Source organism: Bacillus sp. MYb209 (assembly GCF_002975175.1).
In the GTDB taxonomy this organism is placed as follows: Bacteria; Bacillota; Bacilli; order Bacillales; family Bacillaceae_G; genus Bacillus_A.
Genome location: NZ_PCNZ01000013.1, coordinates 26,802 through 41,006 on the forward strand (window position 1 = coordinate 26,802; position 14,205 = coordinate 41,006).

The following is a 14,205-nucleotide window of genomic DNA, read 5'->3' on the forward strand; positions in this document are numbered from 1 at the left end:
TAATGAAAAAAGCACCTGTTTCAGGTGCTTTTTTTATTATTTCGGTTCGACATAATGTGACAAAGGAACATAACTGCATCTGTTATGATAACTTTGGGAATTTTACATTTTGGAGGATTAGTAATGAACAAAAAGAAGATTTTTGCTGCATTAATAGGAATCGCAGTTTTAATTGTAATTATTAATGTAGTTGTAACGAAAGGGAAAACGGCATCAACATCAACTAGTGAAAAAATGTACACGGAGAAAGAGTACAATAAATTAGTAGATGAGCATTTTGAAGAAACGCAAAAGCTAAAAAGTGATATGAGTATACTAGAAACTGAAAAAAAATCTCTTGATGCACAAGTTAAGAAGTTAAAAGATGAATTGGCTAAAAAAGAACAGCAAGTAGCGCAGCAGCCAGTTCAACAAGAACAACCTAAACAAGAACCACAGCAACCTGCACCAACTCCACAGCCAGAAAAGAAAGAAGAACCTAAACCGGAACAACCTACTGGTGCATTCGCAAATCCTGTAAAAAGTATAAATAAAACAGAGGCAATGAATAAAGTGAAAGAAAAGGCGAAGCAAGATTTCCAGGATGACTACATGACGCAAAATTTTGTTGCTGATGAGCAATCGAAAGCATTTGACTTCTTAAATGGGATTGAAATTAAATCACAAGAAGAATTGAATGTTATGAAGAAAGCGCTCGGAGATTTCTCTAACGACTTTATGACAGTGAAGTTTGTTTATGAAGAGCAAATGAAAGCGAAGAATAAGCAAGGGTAATACTAAAAACGCTATCTTTTAAAAAGGTAGCGTTTTTGATTTTTATGGACAATAAAATTCTTCCTACATTTTACATATACAGTTTGACTATATATTTATCGTTATATTGGAGGTCTTTATGAATAGAGATAAAAATTTACCATTAACGGAAACAACGTATTATGTTCTTTTAGCTTTACTGGAGCCAGCTCATGGTTATTTAATTATGCAAAAGGTGGAAGAACTTAGTAATCATCAAGTGAAAATCGCAGCGGGTACATTGTATGGTGCGGTTGAAAATTTATTAAAGCAACAATTAATAGAGTCGGTAAAGAGTGAAGACAAACGAAGAAAAGTGTATGTAATTACTGAACGCGGGAAAGAAGTATTACATGTAGACTTTATGAGGATGCAGCACATTGTTGGAGTTACAAAAAGCTTATTAAATGTATAGTTAGGGGGAAGCGATGATGTGGATTGGAAACAAATTATCATGATTTTACTTTTTATAAATCAAAAAAGGCATTTAATTAAGTAGGAGTCTCGACACATTTCCTATAATGATTGATATGTTACGTCTTTCAAAAGAATCTACTTTATAGAGCATGCCTACAATTTATATTTTACTATTTGTATTTTCATGAATATGTATAATTACATAAAATTTAAGGGGAAAAGAGAGTATACTTTGGTATTGTGTAATAAAGATAAGGCCCGCCTACGGAAATAGGTGGGATTTTTTAACGTATAAAGAAAAGACACTCATATGAGAGTGTCTTTTCCGATAGTTTTTTAGCAGAAGCAGCTAGCTCCAACTATGATTAATAAAATAAATAATACAACTAATAAAGCAAATCCTCCAGCGAAGCCGCCGCCGCCACAACTACCACAACTACCACCAAAGCCCATAATAGTTCCTCCTTTAGATAAGAGGATAAAACAAGGGGTCACTCATGTATTTTAACGGGTTCAATTTACTTTATGTATTTACGCATTAATTGAGCAGGTCCTTTTGAAAATAAAAAAAAGACACCCTCTAAGGCGTCTTCCTTCGATTTGAAACATTTTAAGTTTAATAATAGGGGTCTCACCACATACTTATCAAGCTGAAATTTTATAGTGTTTCTGAACAAAATTTTGTGCTGATTTTGAACCCTTAAGTTGAGGGGGATCCTTTTTATGTTTTGTCATTTTTAAAGAAATCTTTCATCATTTTAGCGCCTGCAATGTTCAATGTCACAGCTTCTACTTTATCTTTCTTCTCATCTTTAGCGATCGTAATTTGCTCCTTATTATCAACCCACACAAGAAATTCTTCTTTTGAGTCATCTTTATATGTAACGGTTATTGTAGAATGTGCAGATGCTCTCTTTTTTTGATCTAATGTGATTGTTTTCGTTGTTCCGTTTTGGACTGCTGAAGCGATTGATTGTATCATTTCTTCGTTATCTGTTTGAGATTTGGAACTAGTATTACTTGTTGTTCTAAGTAATTCAATGTTTGTTATGTTTGCGGAGTTGAATGGAATGGCATTTTGTACATGTTCTTGCTTAGTTTGTGAAGCTTTATCTGTAGTCGAGGTACTTGTACAACCAATTAAAGTGAAAGATAGAACACTTAGAGCACATATGTAAGTGATTTTTTTCATTTTATCTCCTCCTTCGATTTAATTATAACAATTTTCTGTCTATTAATGCGGTTATTGTAAGAAGAAGGTAAAATAATATTTCATTCTTACAAAATTGTCACATTCATGTAAGGTAATTCAATAGATTAGTTACTTTTTCCATGTCATAATAAAGACATAAGAAAGCTAATCAAAAAACTATAAGTTATTAGGAGAGTGTCAGTCATGATTGTAACAACAACGTCTGGAATTCAAGGTAAAGAAATTATAGAGTATATTGATATTGTAAATGGTGAAGCTATTATGGGTGCAAACATTGTCCGCGATTTATTCGCTTCAGTTCGTGATGTTGTCGGTGGTCGTGCTGGTGCTTATGAAAGTAAGCTAAAAGAAGCTCGTGATATTGCGATGGACGAAATGAAAGAACTTGCAAAACAAAAAGGTGCGAACGCTATCGTTGGTATTGACGTAGATTACGAAGTTGTTCGTGATGGAATGTTAATGGTTGCTGTAAGCGGTACAGCTGTACGTATATAATTAAATAAAAAACAGGCTCACCCCTTGAAGTTTATGCTTTGAGGGGATTTTTTTGTTTTTAAGTTAAAGACAGTACATATTTTACATGACTAATATGTACTGTCCCCGCTTATGCCACAATCGCGTCTGTTTCTCGATTATGAATAATTGTTGCCTTTCGTGCTATAAATTTCATAAGCAAAAAATCCAAATAAATAGCCTATTCCAGCTCCTAAACTAACTGTAAACAGTAAAGAATCCGGGAAAAATATGCCGAAAATCAAACCGATAGCACAGCCAAAAAGCATTCCCATAGGTATTAAACTATCTAATAAATTTTGAGCTTCTTTTGATTTTTTCTTACCTAATTTTCCTTGGTTATATTTATGTTTAAGTCTTTCAATTACAAATACTACAATTCCTCCGACTATTACAACAGGCGCAATTGCCGTAATTAACCACATGTTAGAATCTCCTTTCGCTTTTCAATTAAACCATACCATATATTTACAATTATTTTTCGTTAAACGTAATATCCACGGATTAATTTGGTCTATTTAAAAGATTAATCAAAACGAATTTAATAACTCGTTAAAAACACTTTCCCTTTTGTTTTTTCGGCAGATTGAACTACATCAATTGCATTTTTCATATCTGCTAAGTCATACGTAGAATGTACCGTCATGAAACGTAATTTTTTATCTTCTACTAAACGGATTAAATGATGGAACGTTTCTTGCCATTTATATGCTGACACGTCACTATTCCAATGTCGTAAATGAAATATGTTCGCGTGCACTTTTGCTTTCGTGACAATCTCTGCCCAGTTAACTTGTATTCCTGATAGAAGACCGATAGTTAAAAAGTGCCCATTTGGACGTAAGGAGAAAGCTAATTCATTTCCATCTGATCCTCCAATAGAATCAATCGCAGCATCTGCACCTATCCCGTTTGTTAATTCCATAACTGTTTCATAAAGTGGGGAAGCGGAAGTATCTATGACATATTCGGCACCGAGGCGAAGTAATTCCTCTGTATGCTTATTACTCCTTGTAACTGCAATTAATCGGAAGTTTAAAATTTGTGATAACTGAGCAAATAGAAGACCAATAGCGGAGCCGCAAGCATTCACTAATAAAACATCATTACATTTTAAGTTTAGATTTTCTGTACATGTGACCCACGCTGTAAGGGGATTAATATACATTTGTGCCGCTGCAAAATCATCAATGGAATCAGGAATAGGGACTACAAAATCAGCTGATGTTGTAACGAACTCTTGCCAAGTACCTTCTCCGCGTAATGGCAAAACACGTTTACCGATAAGGTCTCTAGAAACGAAAGAGCCTACATCTTCTACAATACCAACACCTTCATACCCAGGTATGTTAGGTAAAGTAATTCTATGTGAGTATGCTCCGCTTATTGGAATTAAGTCAGATGGATTAATCGGTCTGACTCGCATACGAACTAAAACTTCATTATCTTTTAATGGTTCTATATTTTTATATTCAACCTGTAACACATCTTTCGGATTGCCAAACTCATGAAATTGAATGCATTTTCTAAGCAAAATAATTGGTCCCCCTTAGTGTGATTGGATTGATTATAGCATTTTTAGCTTAATTGATTATTTCAGTAGCACTAAATAAAGGGGAACAGAAAGTCGTCGTTTATCCATTTGATAAAATTGTAGAAAATAGTATTGCTGTGTGTGAAAAATTTAATGAAAAATAGGCTCGACCCTTGAAGTATATGCTTTGAGGGGATTTTTATTGTGCAAATTTCAAAAAGATACATGAATTATGTAACATTGTATGGATTGTAAAATGGATTTCCTGAATAAGCTATTAGGTACATAGTAATATAATAAAAAGACGCCCTTGTGAGCGCCTTTTTCCGACTTGAGATAGATGTATCATTATTGTTCTGTTAGGATACATAGCTCTCGTTTAAAGTTTACTCATACAAATGATCTGTGTATCAATTTGTTTTGATATACAGATCATTTGTATGATAATTGCTGAATGATAACCTTACATGAATGCTTTTAAAAGTTCTTGAACCAATGGAATTATTCCACCTACAAATTTTAAAACTGCCATTGCGATTTCCATATGATTGCCTCCTTTTTTTAAATAGTAAGATGTAATAAATCTTTATACCCTCATTATAGTAAGCGTTCACAAGTGCATCAACACATTTCGATATGCAATATTTCATATTCGCATTCGGTAATGAAGAATCAGTAATTTATCAAAATGTCAGTCGCATCTTATATAGTATAATGTAATGGTGGAGGTCGAATATGAAAAAAATAAATTCAAATATAGATTTGGATACGAATGTATTAGAAGTAGTATTTATTCCAAGAAGGTTTATTGTTTTATGGATTACACTCGTATATATAGCTTCTATGCTTTTAGAATTTCGTAATAATATTTACTCTATGGATAGTTTCTTCTTTACAATAGTCATTGTTATTCATACTATTTTTCATTGGTATGCGAGTTCATTAAAGAATAGGCAATTGTTGTACTTCTTTTTTGTACAACTCTTCATTGTGTTTCTCGCTGCATTTATTGTACCAAATGGTTCAATAGCTATTTTTGTTGGATTAACCCCTATTTTAATTGCCCAAAGTCTATATGTTTATAACAATATATTTAAAGTAATGGCAGTTTTTACTCTCATGTATGCCATATTTTGTACTGCAATCAGTATCAATTATGGTGTGAATAAAGTAGCTATTCTTATCTCTATGTTCCTTTTAGTATTAGCAATTATTATTCCTTTTTCCTATATTAATAAGCAGCAATTTGATGCACGTAATCGTATACAGAGCTACATTCAAGAGTTAGAGTCTGCATATATGAGAGTGGAAGAATTGACATTAGCTAATGAAAGGCAGCGAATGGCAAGAGATTTACATGATACGTTAGCGCAAGGTGTAGCGAGCTTAATTATGCAATTGGAAGCAATAGATGCCCATATGCAAAAAGGAAATACAGGACGATCTCAAGAGATTATGAAACAAACTATGATAAGAGCGAGACAAACTTTACATGATGCAAGGTTGGTTATTGATGATTTGCGTCATACTACCAATTCATTTAATGAAGCAGTAGAGGAAGAGGTTCAACGTTTTTCTGAGGCTACGTCTATACATGTGAGATTTACTATTCAAAGCCCCCCGCATATTTCAAGCTTAGTAAAGGAGCACTGTTTATATGTAATTAGTGAATGTTTAACGAATATCGCAAAACATTCGCAGGCAACAGATGTAAATTTAAAAGTTGAATATATCGATGACCTTGAAAAACTTACTATTGAAGTTGAAGATAATGGAATTGGTTTTGACACTAGATATATCGGTAAGAATCCTGGACATTATGGCTTAATTGGCTTAAATGAGCGTGTTCGATTGATTAAGGGAGAAATACATATATTGAGTGAAGAGATGAATGGTACGAAAGTGTATATTCAAGTGCCTATAAATAAAGAAGGAGATAGCCATGAAGTATAACGTATTAATTGTGGATGATCATTTCGTTGTAAGAGAAGGTCTGAAATTAATAATAGAAACGAGTGATTCATTTCAAATTATAGGTGAGGCTGCAAACGGAGAAGAAGCCCTTTCTTTCATAGAAAAAAAGAAACCTGATGTCATTTTAATGGACTTAAATATGCCTAAAATGAGTGGTTTAGAAACAATTGAGGCTTTAAATAAAAAACAAAATCATACGCCGATTATTATATTAACTACTTATAACGAAGATGAATTAATGTTAAAGGGAATTGAGTTAGGAGCAAAAGGATATTTGCTAAAAGATACGGATCGTGAGAATTTGTTTCGAACATTGGAAGCGGCTATTCGAGGTGAGATTTTACTACAACCAAATATTATGGAAAAGATAGTGAAGTATAAAAGGAAAGAAATACATGCTGATAAGGTTGAAGAAAATAACTTAACAGAAAAAGAACTGTTTGTGTTGAAAGCTATTGCGCGCGGATATAAGAATAAAGAAATTGCATTTGATATGGGGATAGCTGAGCGAACGGTAAAAGCGTATTTAACGAATATATACAATAAACTAGGTGTTAATTCGCGGTCAGAAGCAGTAGCTGTATCTATTGAAAGGAAGTTAATTCATTTTTAAAACATTATATATGCCCAATCGTACATTATAGGCTTGCCCTTTTGTACGATTTTTTTATTTCTTTCTCATGTTATGCTTCAGAAAGTATGAGAGATTTAAGAACAGTACAATTACAGACGTTTTCTTTTATCCCAACATAGAACGTATTGCTGTAAATTCATTCAAAGATTGCAGTTGATAAGAAATGGGGGAGTTAACACAGATGTTTCTACCTATTACTGCATTTTATAGGTTTAGTTGGCTGGGGAGTTTTGCTTTCTCTTCAGAAAAGGTTAGCAGGAATCGAGCGTTTTCGAGGGCCGAAGAACTAAATGCTAATTTGTATGAAAAGAAATGTATAGATTCAGTTAGTAATATTCATGAGAAAATAACGATAGATTTTGTGAAATATGGTGATAATTATGTATCGGGCCATGCGGAACCTTATGCAACAATTGTCATAACGAGCGGCGATATGCTTGTTGGAAGTGGACGGGTTAATGAGTATGGAGAGTTTAAAATATATACGAATAATCATCTGGAAGAGTATTTGATAATAGAGATTCAGTTGATACTAGGTGGTTTTTATCAAGAGAGTATAACGGTAAAGATAGAATGCTAAGGTATCGTGATTTCCTTTTTATCTACTAAATAAAAAGGAAGCAACCGTAGCCGCTTCCTACATCTATTAAGCCGAAGCTTTCTTCATTCTTTCAAGTAAACTAGATAAAATATGTGTACGATAAGATTCTAGTTTTTTACCTTCGTAAGTACGAATACCTAATTTTTTCAGTTCTTTTACATACCAACCTTTGCTTCCGAAATACATGTGAACGCTCCCCTTCAACTTTTTTATTTGTTCTGATTGTACTTGGAGGTACAGGTAATATAATGAAGGAAATGGATTTCGCGCGAAAATGGTTAACTTTGTTGCAAAAGACATATATACTAAAGGTAGTATACAACGAGGTGGGCAAGACGTGATTATAGAGAAGCACGAAATTCAAATTGACCAAATTACGAGCGGAAAAGTGAACATCTTTACTTTTTATAGAAATAGAAAGCAAATTGACGATCATTTTTTACGATTGCAAGAACCATCGCTTACAGCAAACTACTTCTTCCATTTTCATTTTGATGCAGAGAGCTTGCATCTTCTGCAGGAAGAGTTTCCGAGCGTATATCCGTACGGCGGTAGTGAAACGATTCACGACTGGACGGAAAAGATGAAAGCGGAATTGCAACATCAGATCCAAACAGGTAAATGGAATAAGCGCGTACGTATCGGTAATCGTATTCTAGATGTGGCGTTTACGTGGTGTGACGAAGATATAGTAGAGTGAAAAAGAAGCGGATGACGCTTCTTTTTTTTAGCGCTGGAATAAAACGAGCTTACCTGCAGAAGATGTGCAGCGATGCGTTTTTTCATGCAATCCTTTTTCCTGTAAAATAGATTCACCTTTTGCTTTCGCTTCTTTTTCAGTTGCCGCCTCGAATGATTCGTCTAATGCTTTTGAACCATCTTTTTCAAAGACTGTTAGAATGTATACTCCCATGAAAATTCCCTCCAATAATTAAAATCAGAATCTTATAACTATTTTGTCATAAATCACTAGAATATGCAAAGAAATATATGACATTGCGTGTTACAATAAAGTGAAACTTTAATCAGCGGGGAGTTTTTTCATCCCCACTGATTATTAGCTTTCACCAATCGGGTATTTACGGGCAGTTTGCTTTCAGATTGGCTTCCTTGCCCTACTGCCCGTTAATACGGGGTAAAGTGAAACTTTAATTAGTGGGGAGTTTTTTCATCCCCACTGATTATTAGTTGAACCAATCGGGTAATTACGGGCAGTTTGCTTTCAAATTAGCTTCTTAGCCTTACTGCCCGTTAATTCGGGGTAAAGTGAAACTTTAATAAGTGGGGGAGTTTTTTCATCCCCTGCTTATTATTAGTTTTCAGCAATTTTAATGTTGATAAGATGAAACTTTTGAAACATAGAAAGGATCGTTTATTTGTGAAACAAGTGAAGTTTATACATGCGGCTGATTTGCATTTGGATAGTCCGTTTAAAGGGATGGAAATGAATATACCATCGTCTGTTTGGGAGAGAATGAAGAAAAGTACGTTTGAATCGTTCGAGCGTATTGTTGATAAAGCGATTCAAGAGCGCGTTGATTTCGTATTACTAGCTGGGGATTTGTATGATGCGGAGACAAGAAGTTTGAGAGCGCAAGTGTTTGTGCGTGAGCAAATGAAGAGACTTTCGCAGTATGATATTCCCGTATTTATTATTCACGGTAACCACGATCATTTAGGGGGAAGCTGGGCAGCAATTGAGTTTCCGGAAAATGTTCATGTGTTTATTGAGCCTTATGTAGAAGAGAGATCATTTTATAAAAATGGTGAGCTATTAGCTTCTATTTATGGGTTTAGTTATTTGCAGCAAGCAGTAACGGATAATATGACAGCGCAATATACGAAAATGAGTGATGCGCCTTTTCATATTGGGATGCTTCACGGAAGTGTGGAAGGGGATGCGGAGCATAATCGCTATGCACCGTTTCAAATTCGTGAGCTGAAAGAAAAGCAGTTCGATTATTGGGCTCTTGGCCATATACATAAACGTGAAATTTTATCAGAAGAGCCATGTATTATTTATCCAGGTAACATACAAGGGCGTCATCGTAAGGAAACAGGAGAAAAGGGTGCGTATCTTATCGAACTCACGAAACAAGGATCGCATTGTTCGTTTTTCCATACTGCGGATGTTGTATGGGATGAGATAGAAGTTAGTATCGATGGACTTGAAACTGTTGATGATCTTATGACGGCGGCGTCAACTGCGATGAATGAATGTAGAAGAGAAGAGGACGGCACACTTTTAACTGTTGTATTTACAGGACAGGGGCCACTTTCTCCTTATTTACGTGAAGACAAGCGCGTGGAAGAGATTTTTCATATTTTAGCAGCGGGAGAAGAGCGAAAAGATTTTGTATATGCGATGAAGTGGAAAAATGAGACGGTTTCTTTTGCAGAAATCGAACGTTTGAAAGCAGAAAATCATTTCGTCGGTAGTGTGCTAAAGGAGTTAGAAACTTTCACAAATATGGACGGAGTGTTGCGCACGATTTGGACATCTCCTGTGGCGCGTAATAGCATTGAATCTTTCACAGAAGAAGAGAAGAGAGAGATTCAAAAGGAAGCGGAAAATATTATTTTAGAGCAATTATTCCAGCAAGAGAGGGATAAAAAATGAGAATTGAAAAACTCCATATTTATGGCTATGGAAAACTAGAAAATGTGGAAATGGATCTTTCATTGCTGACGGTGTTGTACGGTGAAAACGAAGCGGGTAAATCGACAATTCGCTCGTTTATGAAAAGTATTTTATTCGGTTTTCCGACGAGAGGTCAGCGCCGTTATGAGCCGAAAGAAGGCGGGAAGTACGGCGGAGCGATCACCGTGCAAACAGAGAAGTACGGCCGTTTGAAAATTGAACGATTGCCAAAGACGGCATCTGGTGAGGTGACCGTTTATTTTGAAGACGGGAAAACTGGCGGCGAAGATATTTTAAAAGATACATTAAGCGGCATGAATGAAAGCTTATTTGATTCAGTCTTTTCGTTTGATATGCATGGTCTTCAAAATATTCATCAGCTTGGTGAAGCGGATATCGGCAATTATTTATTTTCTGCAAGTGCAGTCGGCAGCGATGCGTTATTGCAGTTAGATAAAAAGCTAGAAAAAGAAATGGAACAGCGCTTTAAGCCGAGTGGTCGAAAGCCTGAAATTAACGTGTCACTGCAAGACATGAAAAAGCTCGAGGAAAAGTTGAAAGAGTGGCAAGGAAAAATTGGCACGTATGAAAAACAAGTTGCGCAGTTAAAAGAAAGTGAAGAAAAACTTGCTTCTGTTCGTGCGGAAAAAGAGTCAGCCGAAAGACGAAAGCAAGACTATGAAATATTAGCGGCGCTTGAGCCTCTCGTTATTGAAAAGAGTGCGCACGAGAAAGTGTTAGAAAACGAGAACGGGCAGTTTCCTGTAAACGGGATGGCGCGTTATGAGGCGGTAAAGGCAAAGATAGAACCGCTGCAGGTACAAGTAGATTCACTTCAAAAAAAGATAGAAACAGTGCAATCAGAAATTGATTCCACAGAAATAGATGAAGCATTTTTACAAAAAGAAAGTTATGTAGAAGAACTGCGTATGCAGCATATGTCTTATGAAAATGCACGCCAAGAAATGCGTGATATGACGGGAAGTATTACGAATATAAAAGAAGAAATCGCAGAATTAGAGCAACAAATTGGCGCTACTTTTGAACAAGAGACTGTTCTTTCATTTGATATAAGTTTAGCGACGAAAGAATTAATTACACAAGCGGTGCAAAAAGCGAGAGAGTTAGAAACGCAAAAAACGCAGCTTGATGATCGTTTTAAAACGGCTCAAGAGCAATTAGAAGAGCAAGAAGAAAATATAAGACAAATAAGACAGCAATTGTTAGCTGATGAAGAACGAAATACGTTAGTTGAGAAAGAAAAATCATTTCAAGATGCGGCGTTTATTGGTATGGGCGCAGAGAGAATGAAGCACAAGTATGAGGAAAAAGCAGGAGCGGCTATACAAAAGAAAAAACAGTGGCAAAGAATTTGTCTTCTGTTACTTCTTATTAACACGCTTGTTTTATTCACGAGTTTGTTTATAGATAACCGCGCGATGTTATTTATTAGTGTTATTGTTTTTGTAGGGATTGTTTTAGCGCTCGTTTTATATAAAGATCCATCAGGTGGATTACAAGAAGAGCTTCTTACTCTTCAGCAAAGTGCTGGCGGCCGTCAAAGTGAAGAAGCGATGTCAGTTCGCTATCAGTTAGAAAAGGATGAAGAGATTCGCAAGTTATTTGAGCGAGAGTCGTATAAATTACAACAAATGGAACGTACTTATGATAAAGTCGTTTCATCGTATGAGGAATGGGAGAGAGAAACTTTCCGTGCTAGCGAACAAGTAGATGCGTATAACACGCGCTATATGTTCCCTGAATTTTATACGTATGCACACATATTGCCAGCATTTGAGCGTATTGAAAAAATGCAGTCATTATATCGTCATTTAGAGAAGCAAGGCGCGCGAAAATCTTCATTATATGAAATGATTTCGCACTTTGAACATAAACTAGAAACTGTTATTGGTAGCACAGAATATAGTAATTTGCATGAGGCGCAAAGTCGTATGCAAAATGAGAAAGAGAAGTGCCAAACTTGTAAGCAGGTGAAAGAGAAGCTGGCGGAATGGCAAGAAGAATACGAGTTCATGCAAGAGCAATTAAAACAACTTTTAGTAGAGCGAGATGGGTTATGGCATATCGCAGAATCTACAGATGAAGAGATGTTTTTAGAAGCAGGAAAATTGGCGGAAAAACGTGAAGATGCGGATAAGCAAGTGGGGCGTTTATTACCTCAAATTGATCTTTTAGAACAGCGCTTAACGAGTTTATCATTAGCTGAACATTATGAGGCTGACGGTTATGATGAAAAATTAAAGCAAGAAATTACAGCCGCGCAAAACTGTCTTGCGAAAGAGAAAGAACTAACAGAGCGTATTGCGAAGCATCGAATAGAAATTGCGAATTTGGAAGAAGGCAGTACGTACGGTGATTTGCTACATGAGTGGGAAATGAAAAAATCACAAGTGCGTGAACAAGTGAAGAAGTGGGCGGCATATGCGGCCGCGAAGACAGTACTAACGAAAACGAAGCAATATTATCATGAAGTGCATCTGCCGCGTATTTTACAAAAATCCGAAGAGTATTTCGTTTATTTAACGGGGGGAAGATATAGTAAAATATTTTCACCGTCAGAGGCGGAACCTTTCATTGTTGAGCGTAATGATGGTATGCGTTTTTACAGTCATGAACTAAGCCAAGCGACGGCTGAGCAGTTATATTTATCGTTACGATTTGCGCTAGCGAAAACATTTGAGCATGATTATCCATTTATTATTGATGATAGTTTCGTGCATTTCGATGCGGTAAGGACGAATCGAACGATTGAACTTATAAAAGAAATCGCAAAAGATAGACAAGTTATCTTCTTTACATGTCATGCGCATTTATTAACGTATTTTACAGAAAATGAGATTATAAAATTAACACGTAAGCGTAAAGAAAATGAGTTGTAGTATGCTATACTAAAAGTAATTGATTTGGTGGAGGAATTCGAATGAAAAAGAAAATTGCAGAATATGAAGTTGGTGAACAAGTCGATGTTTTCTTGTTAATTAAAACAGCGACAAAAGGTCTCGCAAGTAATGGGAAGCCGTTTTTAACAGTAATCTTACAAGACCCAAGTGGAGATATTGAAGCGAAGCTATGGGATGTATCACCAGAAGTTGAGAAACAATATGTAGCGGAAACGATCGTTAAAATAGCTGGTGATATTCTAAACTACAAAGGACGTATTCAATTACGTGTGAAACAAATTCGAGTTGCGAATGAGAATGAAGTAACGGACATCTCGGACTTTGTAGAAAAAGCTCCAATAAAAAAAGAAGATATGGTTGAGAAAATTACGCAATACATATTTGAAATGAGAAACCCGAACATTCAGCGTCTAACAAGACATTTATTAAATAAGCATCAAAATGAATTTTTAGAATATCCAGCAGCGACGAAAAATCATCACGAGTTCGTATCTGGACTAGCTTATCATGTTGTATCGATGTTAGATTTAGCGAAAGCTATCTCGGCTCTATACCCATCGTTAGATAAAGATTTACTTTATGCAGGCGTTATTTTACACGACCTTGGTAAAGTATTCGAACTATCTGGCCCAATTTCTACAACGTATACGTTAGAAGGAAATTTACTTGGCCACATCTCTATCATGGTGAACGAAATTGGTAAAGCAGCTGATGAACTACAAATCGATGCAGAAGAAGTATTAATCCTTCAGCACATCGTCCTTTCCCATCACGGAAAAGCAGAATGGGGTAGCCCAAAACCACCATTAGTAAAAGAAGCAGAAATTCTGCACTACATCGACAACTTAGATGCAAAAATGAACATGATGGACCGCGCATTAGGACGCACAAAACCAGGCGAATACACAGAGCGTGTCTTTGCTCTTGATAATCGTTCGTTCTATAAGCCGACGTTCCATAATTAA

General features: G+C 35.7%; 16 protein-coding genes and 1 pseudogene. 10 read left to right on the top strand and 7 right to left on the bottom strand.

What is annotated here, in order from left to right:
* Positions 1-123: 123 nt before the first annotated feature.
* Together CQZ94_RS18420 and CQZ94_RS18425 are read left to right on the top strand one after the other, a co-directional pair.
* Positions 124-774: a hypothetical protein gene (locus CQZ94_RS18420; protein WP_142395865.1), complete on the top strand. Its 651-nt coding sequence runs from the start codon at positions 124-126 to the stop codon at positions 772-774.
* Between the two features lie 118 nt (positions 775-892).
* Positions 893-1,207, top strand: coding sequence for a PadR family transcriptional regulator (locus CQZ94_RS18425; RefSeq protein WP_142395866.1), 315 nt, complete (start codon positions 893-895; stop codon positions 1,205-1,207).
* 338 nt (positions 1,208-1,545) lie between these two features.
* On the opposite strand, the gene CQZ94_RS18430 is transcribed toward CQZ94_RS18425, so the two are convergent.
* Together CQZ94_RS18430 and CQZ94_RS18435 are read right to left on the bottom strand one after the other, a co-directional pair.
* A complete protein-coding gene (locus CQZ94_RS18430) occupies positions 1,546-1,662 on the bottom strand; it encodes a YjcZ family sporulation protein (protein WP_002069235.1) in 117 nt (38 codons plus the stop codon).
* Between the two features lie 268 nt (positions 1,663-1,930).
* Complete coding sequence (locus tag CQZ94_RS18435; RefSeq protein ID WP_105586517.1) at positions 1,931-2,401, bottom strand: hypothetical protein; 471 nt, start codon at positions 2,399-2,401, stop codon at positions 1,931-1,933.
* A 204-nt stretch (positions 2,402-2,605) separates the two neighbouring features.
* Between CQZ94_RS18435 and CQZ94_RS18440 the strand changes: the two genes are divergently transcribed.
* Entirely contained in the window at positions 2,606-2,917 is a 312-nt protein-coding gene (locus CQZ94_RS18440; RefSeq protein WP_000637507.1) for a YbjQ family protein, read from the top strand.
* Between the two features lie 137 nt (positions 2,918-3,054).
* On the opposite strand, the gene CQZ94_RS18445 is transcribed toward CQZ94_RS18440, so the two are convergent.
* The 3 genes and pseudogenes from CQZ94_RS18445 to CQZ94_RS32235 form a co-directional block, all read right to left on the bottom strand.
* The gene (locus tag CQZ94_RS18445) at positions 3,055-3,360 is read right to left on the bottom strand and encodes a hypothetical protein (RefSeq protein WP_105586518.1); all 306 of its coding nucleotides are present in this window, start codon (positions 3,358-3,360) and stop codon (positions 3,055-3,057) included.
* A gap of 116 nt (positions 3,361-3,476) precedes the next feature.
* Positions 3,477-4,469 (bottom strand): zinc-dependent alcohol dehydrogenase family protein, encoded by a 993-nt coding sequence (locus CQZ94_RS18450; RefSeq protein WP_105586519.1) that lies wholly within the window; start codon positions 4,467-4,469, stop codon positions 3,477-3,479.
* A 463-nt stretch (positions 4,470-4,932) separates the two neighbouring features.
* Positions 4,933-5,119, bottom strand: a pseudogene (locus tag CQZ94_RS32235) (hypothetical protein).
* An 85-nt stretch (positions 5,120-5,204) separates the two neighbouring features.
* On the opposite strand from CQZ94_RS32235, the gene CQZ94_RS18460 reads away from it, so the two are divergent.
* From CQZ94_RS18460 to CQZ94_RS18470, 3 genes are all read left to right on the top strand, one after another.
* Complete coding sequence (locus CQZ94_RS18460) at positions 5,205-6,422, top strand: sensor histidine kinase (protein ID WP_105586520.1); 1,218 nt, start codon at positions 5,205-5,207, stop codon at positions 6,420-6,422.
* Positions 6,412-7,056, top strand: a complete 645-nt coding sequence (locus CQZ94_RS18465; RefSeq protein ID WP_105586521.1) for a response regulator — start codon at positions 6,412-6,414, stop codon at positions 7,054-7,056. The genes CQZ94_RS18460 and CQZ94_RS18465 overlap by 11 nt, the downstream gene beginning before the upstream one ends.
* Before the next feature lie 202 nt (positions 7,057-7,258).
* A complete protein-coding gene (locus tag CQZ94_RS18470) occupies positions 7,259-7,657 on the top strand; it encodes an Ig-like domain-containing protein (RefSeq protein WP_105586522.1) in 399 nt (132 codons plus the stop codon).
* Between the two features lie 66 nt (positions 7,658-7,723).
* On the opposite strand, the gene CQZ94_RS18475 is transcribed toward CQZ94_RS18470, so the two are convergent.
* Positions 7,724-7,864 (bottom strand): YflJ family protein, encoded by a 141-nt coding sequence (locus tag CQZ94_RS18475; protein WP_000273535.1) that lies wholly within the window; start codon positions 7,862-7,864, stop codon positions 7,724-7,726.
* Between the two features lie 151 nt (positions 7,865-8,015).
* On the opposite strand from CQZ94_RS18475, the gene CQZ94_RS18480 reads away from it, so the two are divergent.
* Entirely contained in the window at positions 8,016-8,378 is a 363-nt protein-coding gene (locus CQZ94_RS18480) for a hypothetical protein (protein WP_142395867.1), read from the top strand.
* 27 nt (positions 8,379-8,405) lie between these two features.
* Here CQZ94_RS18480 and CQZ94_RS18485 read toward each other — a convergent pair whose 3' ends face one another.
* Positions 8,406-8,591 carry a YhzD family protein gene (locus tag CQZ94_RS18485; protein WP_105586524.1) on the bottom strand — a complete coding sequence of 62 codons (186 nt, stop codon included), beginning with the start codon at positions 8,589-8,591 and terminating at the stop codon, positions 8,406-8,408.
* A gap of 465 nt (positions 8,592-9,056) precedes the next feature.
* Here CQZ94_RS18485 and CQZ94_RS18490 point away from each other — a divergent pair, with 465 nt between their 5' ends.
* From CQZ94_RS18490 to yhaM, 3 genes are read left to right on the top strand one after another with little or no spacing between them, the layout of a single operon-like run.
* Entirely contained in the window at positions 9,057-10,298 is a 1,242-nt protein-coding gene (locus CQZ94_RS18490) for a metallophosphoesterase family protein (protein WP_142395871.1), read from the top strand.
* A complete protein-coding gene (locus tag CQZ94_RS18495) occupies positions 10,295-13,219 on the top strand; it encodes an ATP-binding protein (RefSeq protein WP_105586526.1) in 2,925 nt (974 codons plus the stop codon). The genes CQZ94_RS18490 and CQZ94_RS18495 overlap by 4 nt, the downstream gene beginning before the upstream one ends.
* Before the next feature lie 41 nt (positions 13,220-13,260).
* Positions 13,261-14,205: a 3'-5' exoribonuclease YhaM gene (yhaM, locus tag CQZ94_RS18500; RefSeq protein ID WP_105586527.1), complete on the top strand. Its 945-nt coding sequence runs from the start codon at positions 13,261-13,263 to the stop codon at positions 14,203-14,205.